General features: G+C 74.2%; 14 protein-coding genes. 4 read left to right on the forward strand and 10 right to left on the reverse strand.

Annotated features, from left to right (window positions below):
• The first annotated feature begins 350 nt into the window (after positions 1-350).
• The 3 genes from VM242_13745 (at position 351) to VM242_13755 (ending at position 2,139) form a co-directional block, all read left to right on the forward strand.
• A complete protein-coding gene (locus VM242_13745) occupies positions 351-635 on the forward strand; it encodes a hypothetical protein (protein ID HVM06224.1) in 285 nt (94 codons plus the stop codon).
• Positions 636-713: 78 nt separating this feature from the next.
• On the forward strand, positions 714-854 hold the full coding sequence (locus tag VM242_13750; GenBank protein ID HVM06225.1) for a hypothetical protein: 141 nt from the start codon (positions 714-716) through the stop codon (positions 852-854).
• 55 nt (positions 855-909) lie between these two features.
• The gene (locus tag VM242_13755) at positions 910-2,139 is read left to right on the forward strand and encodes a cytochrome P450 (GenBank protein HVM06226.1); all 1,230 of its coding nucleotides are present in this window, start codon (positions 910-912) and stop codon (positions 2,137-2,139) included.
• Positions 2,140-2,217: 78 nt separating this feature from the next.
• Here VM242_13755 and VM242_13760 read toward each other — a convergent pair whose 3' ends face one another.
• From VM242_13760 to VM242_13775, 4 genes are all read right to left on the reverse strand, one after another.
• On the reverse strand, positions 2,218-3,108 hold the full coding sequence (locus VM242_13760) for a Clp protease N-terminal domain-containing protein (protein HVM06227.1): 891 nt from the start codon (positions 3,106-3,108) through the stop codon (positions 2,218-2,220).
• 33 nt (positions 3,109-3,141) lie between these two features.
• Positions 3,142-4,656: an ATP-dependent DNA ligase gene (locus VM242_13765; protein HVM06228.1), complete on the reverse strand. Its 1,515-nt coding sequence runs from the start codon at positions 4,654-4,656 to the stop codon at positions 3,142-3,144.
• 84 nt (positions 4,657-4,740) lie between these two features.
• The gene (locus VM242_13770) at positions 4,741-4,968 is read right to left on the reverse strand and encodes a hypothetical protein (GenBank protein ID HVM06229.1); all 228 of its coding nucleotides are present in this window, start codon (positions 4,966-4,968) and stop codon (positions 4,741-4,743) included.
• Positions 4,920-5,519 carry a GNAT family N-acetyltransferase gene (locus tag VM242_13775; GenBank protein HVM06230.1) on the reverse strand — a complete coding sequence of 200 codons (600 nt, stop codon included), beginning with the start codon at positions 5,517-5,519 and terminating at the stop codon, positions 4,920-4,922. Before VM242_13775 ends, VM242_13770 begins: the two co-directional genes overlap by 49 nt.
• 140 nt (positions 5,520-5,659) lie before the next feature.
• On the opposite strand from VM242_13775, the gene VM242_13780 reads away from it, so the two are divergent.
• Complete coding sequence (locus VM242_13780) at positions 5,660-6,760, forward strand: class I SAM-dependent methyltransferase (protein ID HVM06231.1); 1,101 nt, start codon at positions 5,660-5,662, stop codon at positions 6,758-6,760.
• Between the two features lie 24 nt (positions 6,761-6,784).
• Here the strand turns inward: VM242_13780 and VM242_13785 are convergent, their stop codons facing one another.
• The 6 genes from VM242_13785 to VM242_13810 form a co-directional block, all read right to left on the reverse strand.
• The gene (locus tag VM242_13785; GenBank protein ID HVM06232.1) at positions 6,785-8,191 is read right to left on the reverse strand and encodes a hypothetical protein; all 1,407 of its coding nucleotides are present in this window, start codon (positions 8,189-8,191) and stop codon (positions 6,785-6,787) included.
• 87 nt (positions 8,192-8,278) lie between these two features.
• Positions 8,279-9,433: an acetoin utilization protein AcuC gene (locus VM242_13790; protein ID HVM06233.1), complete on the reverse strand. Its 1,155-nt coding sequence runs from the start codon at positions 9,431-9,433 to the stop codon at positions 8,279-8,281.
• 188 nt (positions 9,434-9,621) lie between these two features.
• Complete coding sequence (locus tag VM242_13795; GenBank protein ID HVM06234.1) at positions 9,622-10,737, reverse strand: YihY/virulence factor BrkB family protein; 1,116 nt, start codon at positions 10,735-10,737, stop codon at positions 9,622-9,624.
• Between the two features lie 37 nt (positions 10,738-10,774).
• Positions 10,775-11,719 (reverse strand): DUF3618 domain-containing protein, encoded by a 945-nt coding sequence (locus VM242_13800; GenBank protein HVM06235.1) that lies wholly within the window; start codon positions 11,717-11,719, stop codon positions 10,775-10,777.
• Positions 11,712-12,173 carry a phage holin family protein gene (locus VM242_13805; GenBank protein HVM06236.1) on the reverse strand — a complete coding sequence of 154 codons (462 nt, stop codon included), beginning with the start codon at positions 12,171-12,173 and terminating at the stop codon, positions 11,712-11,714. The genes VM242_13800 and VM242_13805 overlap by 8 nt, the downstream gene beginning before the upstream one ends.
• A complete protein-coding gene (locus VM242_13810; protein HVM06237.1) occupies positions 12,173-12,712 on the reverse strand; it encodes a hypothetical protein in 540 nt (179 codons plus the stop codon). Before VM242_13810 ends, VM242_13805 begins: the two co-directional genes overlap by 1 nt.
• Positions 12,713-12,885: the final 173 nt, after the last annotated feature.

The following is a 12,885-nucleotide window of genomic DNA, read 5'->3' on the forward strand; positions in this document are numbered from 1 at the left end:
GCCTGCCAGGCCCCCGAGGCGTCGAAGGCGGCGGCGGCCCGGGTGGTGACCGCCTCCAGGCGGGCCAGGCAGCGGTGCAGGCGCTCGACGGCCTCGGGATCGGCCAGGGCCTGCGGCTCGGCCGCCCCCAGCTCCTCCAGCGCCGCCTCCAGCCCGTCGATCACGACACATCGTACACCTGTTCGATCCACCGGCGCAAGGAGAAACCGTTGTGGGACAACGGTTTCTCTGATTCATGGGACAGACCCCGAGCTGGCGCCAGACGACGATTCCCAGGAACCTGGGATGGTCGCCGAGCGGCGGTCCCCGTACGTTGGCAGGGTGAACGACGCCACGACGAGGAGAGCGACGTGCCGACCCTGAACATCCGCCATCCCGTGACCGACTTCGACGTGTGGTCGTCGGCGTTCGACCGGTTCGCCACCGTGCGCCGGGACGCGGGGGTCGTCGGCGAGCGGGTGCAGCGTCCCGTCGACGACCCGCGGTTCGTGGTGATCGACCTCGAGTTCGAGACGGTCGAGCGCGCCGAGGCGTTCCGGCGGTTCCTCACGACCCAGGTGTGGGCGGTCGAGGAGAACTCCCCTGCGCTGGCCGGCACCCCCGAGACGGCCATCCTGGAGACCGTCGCCCGCTGACCGGCGGCGTTGCCCAGACGTCCGCCGTCGCCATCCACGCGGCGGTTCGCCGGCTCGCCGGCCGGGTACCCCCGCGTCATGAGCACTCCGATACCCGACCCGTTCCCGCCCGTGGAGCCGCCGGCGCCGGCGCCGGCGCCCTTCCCGCCCATCGATCCCGATCCCGACGTCCCCGCGCCGCCGCAGCCGGCGCCCGTCCCGGACCCCGTGCCGATCTAGCGGCCCCGAGGCCGGCGATGCGGCGTAACGCCTGGGGCGTGGTAGGTGTGGACGCATGAGCACGGTCTCCGCCGTCGACCCCGACAACCTCCTCGTGGAGCTGGTGGCCACGCCCGAGGGGAGGGCCGACCCCTACCCCCGGTACGCGGCCATCCGGGCGGCGGCGCCCGTCCACCAGAGCGGCCTCGGGTTCTGGGCCCTCACCCGCTACGACGACTGCCAGCAGCTGCTCCGCCACCACGGCGTCGGCAAGGACTTCTCCCACGCGGTCGGCTCGGCCGGGCTCTCGCCGGCGCAGCAGGCGGCCCAGGACCGGTTCCGCAACGACCGGTCGAACATGCTCACCACCGACCCGCCCGACCACACCCGCCTCCGCGGCCTCGCCACCCGGGCCTTCACCCCCAGGACGGTCGAGAGGCTGCGGCCCAGCATCGTGACCCTCGTCGACGAGCTGCTCGACCGCTTCGACGGCGAGGTCGACGTGATGGACGCCCTCGCCTTCCCGCTGCCCGTCACCGTCATCGGCGAGATGCTCGGCGTGCCCGCCGACGACCGGCCGCTGCTGCGGCCGCTGGTCCGGTCCATCACCGCCGTCCTCGAGCTGGTCGTGACGCCCGAGGCCCTCGACGAGGCGACGGCGGCGGACTCGGGCCTGGCCTCGTACTTCTCCGACCTGGTCGCCGAGCGCCGGGCCCACCCCGGCGACGACCTCCTCACCAAGCTCATCGAGGCGGAGGACAAGGGCGACCAGCTGACCGAGCACGAGCTCATCTCCACCGCCATCCTCCTGTTCGCCGCCGGCTTCGAGACGACCACCCACCTCATCGGGAACGGCATCCTGGCGCTGCTGCGCAACCCCGAGCAGCTGGCCCGCCTGCGCGCCGACCGGTCCCTGGTGCGCCTCGCCGTCGAGGAGCTGCTCCGCTTCGACAGCCCGGTCCAGATCGCCCTGCGCACGGCGTACGAGGACCTGACGATCGCCGGGCGCCACATCCCCACCGGCAGCGTCGTCCTCGCCCTCCTCGGCGCCGCCAACCGTGACCCGGCCCGGTTCAGCGACCCCGAGCGCCTCGACGTCGGGCGCGACGAGGGACCGCCGATGAGCTTCGGCGGCGGCATCCACTTCTGCCTGGGTGCCGCGCTGGCCCGCCTCGAGGGCCAGATCGTGCTCGACCGCCTGCTCGACCGGTTCGGCACCTGGGAGCTGGTCGGCGCTCCGCCGTCGCACCGCGACAGCCTGACCCTGCGCGGCCTCGTCGACCTCCGGGTGCGCTTCTCGGCCTGAGGACCGGCGAACCGGGGGCCGGGCCGCCACGCGGCCCAACGGGGGCCGAACGCCGGGCCGGCCGTGCGCCGGTCGCCGTCAGGGCCGGGGGGCGGCCAGGTTCGCCAGCACCCGGCGAGCGACGTCGAGGGCGATGCGCCGGCGCTCGGCATGGAGCCGGACCTGCACCACCACCAGCGTCGTGCCCACCAGCATGCGCAGCGAGGAGGTGCCCGCATCGTACGTCGCCGCGTCGCCGAGCCCGTCGACCGCCGCCGCCTCGGGCAGGCGTTCCGTGTGGCCGTCGAACGCCTCCCGTGAGACCCTGGCGCGGGCGACGGCGACGAGGATCCGCGGCAGCGGCTCCGGCGCGTACGCACACGTCTCGTAGACGACGCCGTGGATCTCCCTGCGCTGCACCCGGGGTTGCGACGCCAGGGCGGCAGCGAGGACCTCGGACGCGTCGCTCCACGGGAGCAGCCGGGCGGCGTCGGGAGGTTCGGCCGGCTCGACGTCGCCGGCCGCGACGGCGTCCAGCGGGTCCCGCCGACCGGGGACGGCGCCCAGCGCGCCCTTGACCAGCGCGTCCACGTCGGCGGGGGCGACGCCCAGGCGGGCCAGGATCTGGCCGGTCACACCCTCGGGTTCGCGGAGCAGGCCGAGCAGGAGGTGCTCGGTGCCGATGTGCTCATGGCCGAGCTCGAACGCCTCCCGCAGCGACATCTCCAGCGCCCGCTTGGCACGGGGCGTGAAGGGCGGCGCACCGGGAGACTCGGTCGTGTCCCGCCCGACGATCTCGTCGACCAGGTCGCGCACCGACGTGAGGGACACGCCGAGGGCGGCGAGCGCTTCGGCGCCGACGCCTTCGCCCTCCCGGAGGAGCCCGAGCAGGAGGTGCTCGGTCCCGATGAAGTCGTGCCGGAACAGGCGGGACTCCTCCTGCGCCAGCACGAGGACCCGTCGGGCCCGGTCGGTGAACCGCTCGAACACGCCACCAGTGTGACCGGCCGGACGAGGAGGGGCTCAGTGGCGACCGGGGAGGAGGGACCGCAACGCGTCGATCGTGTCGGCGTCGGCGGGGCCCTTGTCGGGCCGGTAGCGCCGGACCCGGGCGAAGCGCAGGGCCACCCCGCCCGCGTACCGGGTCGAGGCCTGCACGCCGTCGACGGCGATCTCCACGATGACGACCGGGTCGATGTGGACGACGTGCGCGGAGCGGGAGGCTTCGCGGGACAGGAGCTCGGCGGTCTGCCACCGCAGCAGTTCGTCGGTGAGGCCCTTGAAGGTCTTGCCCACCATGACGAAGCCGCCCGCCGGGTCGCGTGCGCCGAGGTGCAGGTTGGAGAGCCAGCCCCGGCGCCGGCCGCTGCCCCACTCGGCGCCCAGCACCACCAGGTCGAAGGTGTGGACGGGCTTGACCTTGCGCCAGGCCGATCCTCGTCGCCCCGCCTCGTAGGGCGACGAGGCCGACTTCACCATCACGCCCTCGTGACCGGCGGCCAGCGCGGCGGCCTGGAACTCGACGGCGACCTCGACGTCGTCGGTGACCAGGGCGGGGACGCGCGGCGCGCCCGTGCGGGCCAGGGCGGCCGCCCGCTCGGTCAGGGGCCGGTCCAGGAGGTCGCCGCCGTCGAGATGGAGGCAGTCGAAGAACCACACGCCGAGCGTCGCCCGCCCCGGCGGCCCCGTCCGGCGCCCGAAGCTGCTCATGGTCTCCTGGAACGCCTCGGGCCCGGCGTCCCCGAGGCCCAGCACCTCCCCGTCCAGCACAACGTCGGTCGCCTCCAGTGAGCGCACGGCTTCCGCCACCCCTGGCAGGCGGTCGGTGACGTCGTTGAGGTTCCGCGTGAACAGGCGCACCTCGTCACCCCGGCGGTGGGCCTGCACCCGGGCGCCGTCGAGCTTCCACTCCACCGACGACCGCCCCATCGCCTCGATGGCCGAGGCCACGTCCTCGGCGGTGGACGCCAGCATGGGGAGGACGGGCCGGAGCACCTCGAGGCCCACGGCGGACAGCCCGGCCTCGCCCTCGGCCAGGGCCAGGGCGGCGACGCGGGGCAGGTCGCCGGCCAGCATCGTGGCCCGTCGCACCACGGGGGCGGGGATGGCCGTGGCCCTGGCCAGGGCGTCGGCCATCACCCCCTCGAGCGCGCCCTGGCGCAGGTCCCCGAGGAGGAGCCGGCGGACGAACTCCCCCTCCGGCTCGGTGGCCCGCCGGAGCATCTCGCCGAGGATGGTCCGGCGGGCGACCGCCGAGCGGGGGCCGGCGCACCCGGCCAGCGCCGCCAGGGCCGCGTCGACCTCCAGCACATGGAGCGACGGCACCGGCGCCGGCGGCAGGTCGACGGCGCGCAGCGCCGCCCAACCCACCCCGATCCTGCCCTGGCGGGGCCGGCCGGTCAGGAAGGCGACGGCCGCCTCGGCCTCCTCCGGCCCCTCCAGCCGACGGAGGAGGCCGGCGAGGGCGGCCACCTTGGCCGAGCGCGAGGGCGTGGCCGCCACCTCCCCGGACGTGCGCACCACCTCGGCCAGCAGCACCGGTCCACGGTAGGCGGGCCGTGGGCGCGGAGGGACGGCCGGCGGCGTGACCGGCGTGGCGACGCTGCCGCCGGGCGGTCGGGCTCAGGCGTAGGGGTCGTCGCGCCAGCCTGCTCGGCGCCCGGCCACGGCGCGTCCGCGCCCGAACCCGCCGCCGACCGCCCCGTCGGCAAGGTAGGAGCCGGCGTAGGCGGCCAGGCCCAGGGCCAGGAAGCCCATTTCCGTGACGTCGACGTCGTCGCTGAACGCCGACAGCGCGGTGATCAGGAAGCAGGCGACGGCGACGACGAGGAGGATGCGGTTGAGTCCCATGCGGGCTCCCTACCCCGCTCGGCGGCGTCCGGCACCGCCACGTCCGCCCGGCCGACCACCATGAGGCTGCAGGGACCGTCCCGGTCCTGGACGGTGCCCACCAGGCGGAAGCCGGCGTTGCGGACCGCTTTCCACGAGATCTGGTTGGCGGCATAGGGCGCCGCGCACGCCTGCGTCCACGCGGGATGGAGCCCGAAGACGACGTCGGCGACGAAGGCCCGGATCATGGCGGCGCCGAACCCGCGGCCCCGGTCGGCCGGGTCGCCGACCAGGTAGTCGATCCCGGCCGCTGTCCGCTCCACGCCGAGCGGGTACCACGGCTCGCACGCCGCCTCCTCGACGACCGGCCAGCACTGGATCCAGCCGAGGTCGGCGCCGTCCAGGGACGCGACCCAGTGCTCGGTCGAGTCCTCCGGATGGCCGTAGTCCCTGACCACCGCCTCCCACGAGACGTCGTCGCCCTCCCACCAGCGCACGACGCCCGGCTCGTTCAGCCACCGGTGGAGCAACGGCAGGTCGGCCTCGGCCAGCCGGCGGAACGTGATCCCCACGCCACCAGCGTCGCGCCCCTCGTCGCGAGACGTGCGGTGCGGACCGTGGGCATCGAGCTCGCCAATCCTGCCCAACGGCGCACGGCATCCGTCAGAATGTGCCGCGGGGCCGCCCGCCACGGCCCACGGGGGAGGACGACATGACGGGTACGGACGCATTGACAACCGAGCCGGGCGCGGCGCGCGACCGGCTCGTCGAGCGGCTCTTCGGCGCCACCATCGCCGCCCTGGACCTGTACCACGTGTGGCTGGGCGAGCGGCTCGGCCTGTACCGGGTGGTCGCCGACGGCGGCCCGCTGACGGCCGCCGAGCTGGCCGAGCGGGCGGGGGTCGGCGAGCGGTACGCCCGCGAGTGGCTGGAGCACCAGGCGGTCGCCGGGATCCTGGCCGTCGACGGGGACGACGACCACGCCACCCGCCGGTTCTCCATGCCGCCCGGCCACGACGAGGTCCTGCTCGACCGGGACAGCCTCCACTACATGACGCCCCTCGCCCTCGGCGTGGTGGGGATGGCGGGCGCCCTGCCCGACGTCCGGCGGGCCTTCGCCACCGGGTCGGGCGTGCCGTACGAGGCGTACGGCGAGGACACCCGTCACTTCATCGGCGGGATCAACCGGCCCATGTTCGTGAACCTCCTCGCCTCCGAGTGGTTCCCCGCCGTGCCCGGGCTGGTCGAGCGCCTCGGCGCCGACCCGCCGGCGCGCGTCGCCGACGTGGGGTGCGGCACCGGGTGGTCGGCGATATCGATCGCCCGCGGCTTCCCCAAGGCGTCGGTCACCGGCCTCGACCTCGACCCGGCGTCGGTCGAGGAGGCGCGGCGCAACGCCGATGAGGCCGGCGTCGCCGAGCGGGTGACGTTCGAGGTGCGGGACGCCGCCGACCCCCGGCTGGCCGGCTCGTTCGACCTGGTGTGCGCCTTCGAGACGATCCACGACATGGTCGACCCGGTGGGGGCCCTGCGCGCCATGCGGGCGCTCCGGGCGCCTGGCGGCGCCGTCGTGGTGGCCGACGAGCGGGTGGCCGACGCCTTCACCACCGACGTGGAGGACGGCGAGCGCTTCCAATGGGGATGGAGCGCCATCCACTGCCTGCCGTGTGCGCTCAGCGACGAGCCGGCGGCGGGCACGGGGACGATCATGCGGGCCCCGACGTTCCGCCGCTACGCCGCCGAGGCCGGGTTCGACGACGTCGAGGTGCTCCCGATCGAGAACGACTTCTGGCGGTTCTACCGACTCCACTGACGCGGCGGCGGCGCACGCCTCCGGTCAGCCGATGGTGAAGTCCTGCGTCTGGGGGTTCAGGTACGGGAGCCGCACGGCACCGGCCATGGCGCGGTCGCTGATCCGGAAGACCTCGAGGCCGCGCGTGATGTCGGACTCGTAGACGAAGTTGTTGTAGTAGTAGGACGACCAGGCGCCGCCCGCCTCGTTCACCACCGTCCCGTTCGGCAGCGTCACCGTGCCGAGGGGCAGCGAGTCCGACCAGGCGATCGTCCTGGGGGCGGCGGGGTCGGTGAACTCCACCGCCCACGTGCCCGCCTGGTAGTGACCGCCGACGGCGACGTACCGGCCGCTGCGCAGCGGGACCACGTTGTAGTTGTGGACCGTGCAGTTCTCGGTCGCCTCCTGGGCCCGGGGCAGGACCCACTGGCCGAGCTTGGCGCCCGTGTCGGCGTCGTAGAAGAACATCGACTTGTCGACGTCGGGATCGCCGGCCTCGCACTCCGCCTCGATCCCGCCGCCGGGCTCCCAGCCGGCGGCGATGACCTCGCCGTCCCAGGTGAAGGCGGCGGAGTGCCAGCGCCCGTTGGTCCCGGCCTGGCCGACACCGGGCTCGCTGATCGTGTACAGCAGGGCCGGGTCCTCCAGGCTCCCGCCGGGGGTGACGTTGGCGCCGATGTCGAACACGTTGATGGTGTCGGCGCTGGCGCACGCCGCCTTGTTCTCGTCGCCCAGGATGACGCCGACGTCGTGACAGCCGGTCCTGACCGCGGTGGCCGGCCCGGCCAGGGGCTCGCGGCGGAGCAGCGTGGCCCCCGCCGGGTTCGCCAGGGGAACGGCGAGGACGTCCATGAAGTCGCCGAGCGCGTTCTGGGTGGCGAGGTCGGTGGTCGTGCCGCAGCCCGCGCTGCTCGAGTTGTTGCTGTAGACGATCAGCTGCCCGGCCGAGACGCCGGCCACGGTGACGGTGTGTGAGCCGCACGGCAGCTCGACCGAGGCGACCAGCTGCGGGTCGGCGAGGTTGGCGATGTCGAAGACGTGCACGCCCTCCCAGTTTGCGGGCACGGTCTGCCCGTCGCAGGTGCGCGGGGTCGACTTCTTGCTGTTCCACGCCCGGACGAGGATGTCCCCCCACACGACGATGTCGCCCTGGTCGCCGTTGCACTCCTGGTGCACGAGCTCGACGGGCCGGGCCGGGCTCGAGATGTCGATCACCCGGAAGCCGTTGTAGTTGCCCTGGAAGGCGATGTCGCCGCGGAAGGCGAGGTCGGAGCTGATGTGGCGGACGCCGTCGGGCTCGGGCAGGAAGGGCGCCACGTGGGCGCTGTGGCCCATCGGGTGGATGTTCCTGGTGCGGACGTCGGTCTCGTGGTCGGCGCCGGCCGTGGTCGGTGCGGCGAGGATGCCGGCGGTGAGTGCCGCGGCGGCGAAGAAGCGGGACCAGCGTGCCATGACCGCACCCCCTGCGAGAAGCACCTCGTGCCCGGAAGCTTCCTACCGGCCCAGGTGGATGTCAACGGCCTCACGGGATCGACCGCCTCAGCCCGAGAGGCCGTGCAGCGGGAAGACCAGGCGCTCGACCTCGGCGACCGTACGCTCCACGGCCTGGCGGTCGCCCGGCGGCCCGGGCACGGGAGGCTCCCACAGCGATGCCGGCACCGCGGCGCCCGCCTCTCGCCCCGCCCGCTCCGTCCACGACGCGGGCAGCCGGTCGGGGATCGAGACCCCCGCCATCTCGGCGAAGTAGATCGTCCACGCCCGGGGCACCACGCCGGCCCACTGGTAGCCCCCGCCGCCGGTGGCCACCCAGCGCCCGCCGGCAGCCCGGTGGGCGAGGTCGTGGAGCATCCTCGCCGTCTCCCGGTAGGCGCCGGTGGTGAGCAGCAGGTTGGCCAGCGGGTCGCTGTGGTGGGTGTCGCAGCCCAGCTGGGTGACGAGCACGCCCGGCTGCCACGCCTCCACCAGGGGGACGACCACGCGGCGGAACGCGTCGAGCCACAGCTCGTCACCGGTGAGGGGCGGGAGCGGCACGTTGACGGCGCTGCCGCGAGCATCTCCCGCGCCGATCTCGTCGACGAACCCCGTGCCCGGGAACAGGGTGGCCCCCGACTGGTGCAGCGAGACGGTGAGCACGCGGGGGTCGTCGTAGAAGATCTCCTGGGGCCCGTCCCCGTGGTGGACGTCCACGTCCACGTACGCCACGCGCTCTACCCCTCGGTCCAGCAGCCAGGCGACGGCGAGGGCGGGGTCGTCGTAGACGCAGAAGCCGCTGGCCCGCTCGGGCATGGCGTGGTGCAGCCCGCCCGCCGGGTTGAAGGCGTGCGCCGCCCGCCCGGAGAGCACCGCGTCGGCGGCGACGAGCGACGCGCCGGCGGCGCGGGCGGACGCCTCGTGCATGCCCGGGAAGATCGGGTTGTCGCCCGGGCCGAAGCCGAACTCCCACCAGGGACCGGGCTCACCGTGACCGGCGCGGCGCACGGCGTCGACGTAGCGCTCGGTGTGCACGAGGGCCAGCTCCTCGTCGGTGGCCGACCGGGCGGGGGTCTCCGCCACCCGCTCGCCGTCCACCAGCCCGTAGGCGTGGATCAGGTCGCGGGTGAGCACCACCCGCGGGAACCGCAGGGGGTGCTGGGGCCCGTGGTCGTAGCGCGGCGCGTCGTCCCCGTACCAGACCAGCTCCACCCGACCGCTCACAGCCAGTCCTTGCCCTCGAAGTACCGGTAACCGACCAAGGTGGTCAGGACCATGGGCGAGAGGGTGAACGGGTAGCCGGCGGCCCATCCCATCTCCGGCATTCAGCGGCGGCGAAGAACCCGCCGCCGCGGTAGGTGCGGACGGTGATCACGCCGCACCGTAACGCCCGGGTCGCGGGCGTCGGGCTATCACCGGTTCGAGGACTCGCGCACCTCGCGCATGCGGCGCGCCCACTCGCGCACCGCCTCGGGGGAGCCCGCAGCGCCGTCCCGGGCGTTGCCGTTCCCCGCCCGGCCGGCGGGTTCGCCGGGGCGGTCGGCGACCGCGCCACGGCCGCCGCGGCCGCCGGCGAGCTGCCCCTGCGTCGGGAGCTGCCCCGCCTTCATGGCGCTCTGGCGTTCCAGCTCGGCGTTGAGCTCGCCACCGGCCATCACCGCCAGCGCGCTCAGGAACAGCCACAGCAGGAGGACGACCACGCCGGCGAGCGACCCGTACGTCTCGGCGTACGAGCCGAAGCTCGACACGTAGAACGAGAAGCCGACGGAGGCCGCCAGCCACACCACGGCCGCCACCACGCCCCCCGGGCTGACCCAGGCCCACTTGGGCGAGTCCCGGTTGGGGGCCAGGTAGTAGAAGGCGGCGAAGAGGACCATCACCGAGACGATGGCGACGGCCCACCGCACCGCCGTCCACACGAGGACGAAGGCCCCGCCCATGGGGAAGTCGTCGCGGACGGCGTCCCCGATGGGTTGCCCGAACACCAGCATGACGGTGGCCAGGCCGCCGAGGACGGCGGTGACGCCCAGGAGGGCGAAGGCCACCAGCCTCTTCTTCACGAAGGTGCGGTCCTGGGGGACGTCGTACGCCACGTCCAGGCCCGTCTGCATGGCGACCATCCCCGCCGACGCGCTCCACAGGGCGATGCCCAGCCCGACGAGGGTGGCGACGACGGCCGCCCCGTCCGACTGCTCGCCCGCCTTGGTGACGGCGTCGGTGAGCACGCGGGCGGCGTCGCCGGGGAGGACCGACCGCACGGCGTCGTTGATGGACTCGGTGGCCGTCGCCCCGGCGTTGACCAGGCCGAGGAGGCCGACGGCGGCCAGCAGGGCGGGGAACACGGCGAGGAACCAGTAGAACGCCATGCCCGCCGCGCTCATGCTGGCCCGGTCGTTCTTGAACTCCTGGGCGGCCCGCTTGACGCTCGCCTTCCAGTCGGTCGCCTCCAGCTCGAGGGGCGAGTCGGCCTGGTCGCCTTGGCCGGTCTGCGCCGGGACGGGCTGCTCGTAGGTGCCCGTGTCGGCCATGTCAGCCTCCTCCTCGACTCGAGCGCGGCTGCGGGAGTCAGCCGGCCTTGGCCGTCGTGCGGCGGCGCGGGGTTGCCGCCGTGCCGGCGGGCCCCGTCGCCCCGGTGCGCCGACGGGTGGTCGTGCCGGTCGCCTTGGCGGCGCCCTTGGCCCCGCGCGAAGCCTTCGTCGACGCGGCGCGGGACGTGCGCTTCGCGCCCCCGGTGCCGCCCGACCCGGTGGTGGTTTCGTCGTCGGAGCTGGTGGCCTTGTCCACGACCTCCGTCGCCTTCTCCTTCACGGTCTCGGCGGCGTCGGCCGCCCGCTGGCGCACCTCGGACCGCACGGCGCGCACGGCCGCCGGGCCGATGCCGCCCTCGGCGACGCTCTTGATCTCGTCGGCCATGTTGCGGCCGGCCTCGAGCGCCTGCTGCTTCACCGGCTCGAGGCGCTCCTTCGCCCGCTCGGCCAGCGTCCGCTCGCGGTCGGTCGGGCGGAGGCGGGACGCCACCAGGTACCCGCCGCCGAACACCAGGAGCCCGGCCACGAGCGGGTTGCCCTTGGCCGACCGGGCCACCGTCTCCGGCGCCATCTTCGCCTTCTCCACGACCGTGCTGGCGGCCTCGCCGGCCCGTCCGGTCGCGTCGGACGCTCGTTCCCGTGCTTCCGAGGCGCCCTCCTCGAGGGCCCGGGTGCGGTTGCCGATCCTCGTCCGGGTGCTGCCGTTGCTTCGAGTCACTTCGTCGTCTCCCTCGTCGTCGCTTCCCATGATGGAGAGGCGGACGTCGTGCAGCCGGTGCAGGACGTTGTCCGTGCCTCTCCGGGCGAGCCGTGCGGGGCTCACCCTGTCCTTCACGTCCTCGACCTTGTCCTGGGCCTTCCACTTGGCCCGGCGGACGGCCTTCTTGGGGGCGACCTTGTCGCCGATGGCCTCGAGCGTGTTCCCGAGCTCCTCCCGGGTCTGCTCGATGTCGCGTTGCACCTCTTCGGTCCGACTAGCCATTCCAGCTCCTCGAGACCGGGCGCTGCATCGGGGCGTTGGCGCCGCGTGACAGGCCTTCCTTGGCCACCTTCACGTCCTGGCTGATCGAGCGGATCGCCTGCTCCGGGACGGGCTTGAACGTCTCCAGCTTCTTCTTGCCCTGCAGGGCGAGGAGGCCGCCGATGACGGCGAAGAGGAGACCGATGGCCAGGAACGCCAGCCCCGGTGGGATGGCCTCGGCCAGGCCCCAGGCGGCGGCGAAGGCCATCAGGATGAGGGCGACGAAGCCGATCACGCCGGCGGCGCCGAACATGGCGCCCGCCTTCCCGGCCTTCGCCATCTCGTCCTTGGTCTCGAGCTTCGCCAGCTCGACCTCCTTCTTCAGGAGGTCCTGGACCTGCCGGCTCATGTCGCCGAACAGCTCACCGAGCGGCTTGTCGTCGTTCTCCGAGTAGGACGAATAGCGGTTCGGCATCATCGGGTCCCGCCCGTCGCCGTGGTGCCGGAGGCACCGGCGAGAGCACGCCGGCTGGCGACGGCGCGGCGCCCGGCGCCCTCGTACTCCACCTCGTCGTCGTCGTACTCCCCCCACGCCTCGTCGCCCTCGTCGCTCTGGGCCGAACGCACCGCCCGGCCGACGCCGAAGCCGGCGACGGCGGCACCGAGGAGGAACACGCCCGGGCGCCGGCGGGCGAAGCGCTGGAGGTCGGACGCCACGCCCTCGATGCCCCGTTCGTCGATCTCGTCGGCCAGGCCGTAGAACCGGTCGGCCGCCTCCATGAGCCGGTCGGCGCCCTGCATGAGGTAGCCGCGGAGCGTCTCCGCGTCGCCGGGGCGGCCCTCGGCGAGCGCGTGCGCCTCGGAGGCGAGGCGGGAGAGACCCTCACCGGCGCGCCGGGCCTGGGTGTACGACTCCTCCTGCGCCTTCGTCCGTACCTCCTCGACGACCGTGCGCCCGTGGGTGGCGATCTCGTCGCGCACCTGCGCCGCCTGGACGCGGACGGTGTCCTTCACGCGCCCGGCGACCGACTCGTCCGTGGCGGGGTCGGCGACCCGCCGGCCGGCGCCGGCTGACGTGGTGGCGACCCGGCGGCCCGTGCCGGCGGGTCGGGATGCCGTTCCGGAGCCGCCGCGAGCGGGGGCTCGCTGGGTCGTTTCCGCTGTGCGCCTCGTCGTCCTCCTGGGGG

It is taken from the genome of Acidimicrobiales bacterium (genome assembly GCA_035540975.1).
GTDB lineage: Bacteria > Actinomycetota > Acidimicrobiia > Acidimicrobiales.

Bases quoted from the DNA above. Each gene is read 5' to 3' on its own strand.
- VM242_13805 (HVM06236.1), bottom strand. From the start codon at position 12,173: ATGCCGAACCGCTATTCGTCCTACTCGGAGAACGACGACAAGCCGCTC.
- VM242_13755 (HVM06226.1), top strand. From the start codon at position 910: ATGAGCACGGTCTCCGCCGTCGACCCCGACAACCTCCTCGTGGAGCTG.
- VM242_13750 (HVM06225.1), top strand. From the start codon at position 714: ATGAGCACTCCGATACCCGACCCGTTCCCGCCCGTGGAGCCGCCGGCG.
- VM242_13780 (HVM06231.1), top strand. From the start codon at position 5,660: ATGACGGGTACGGACGCATTGACAACCGAGCCGGGCGCGGCGCGCGAC.
- VM242_13770 (HVM06229.1), bottom strand. From the start codon at position 4,968: ATGGGACTCAACCGCATCCTCCTCGTCGTCGCCGTCGCCTGCTTCCTG.
- VM242_13800 (HVM06235.1), bottom strand. From the start codon at position 11,719: ATGGCTAGTCGGACCGAAGAGGTGCAACGCGACATCGAGCAGACCCGG.
- VM242_13785 (HVM06232.1), bottom strand. From the start codon at position 8,191: ATGGCACGCTGGTCCCGCTTCTTCGCCGCCGCGGCACTCACCGCCGGC.
- VM242_13795 (HVM06234.1), bottom strand. From the start codon at position 10,737: ATGGCCGACACGGGCACCTACGAGCAGCCCGTCCCGGCGCAGACCGGC.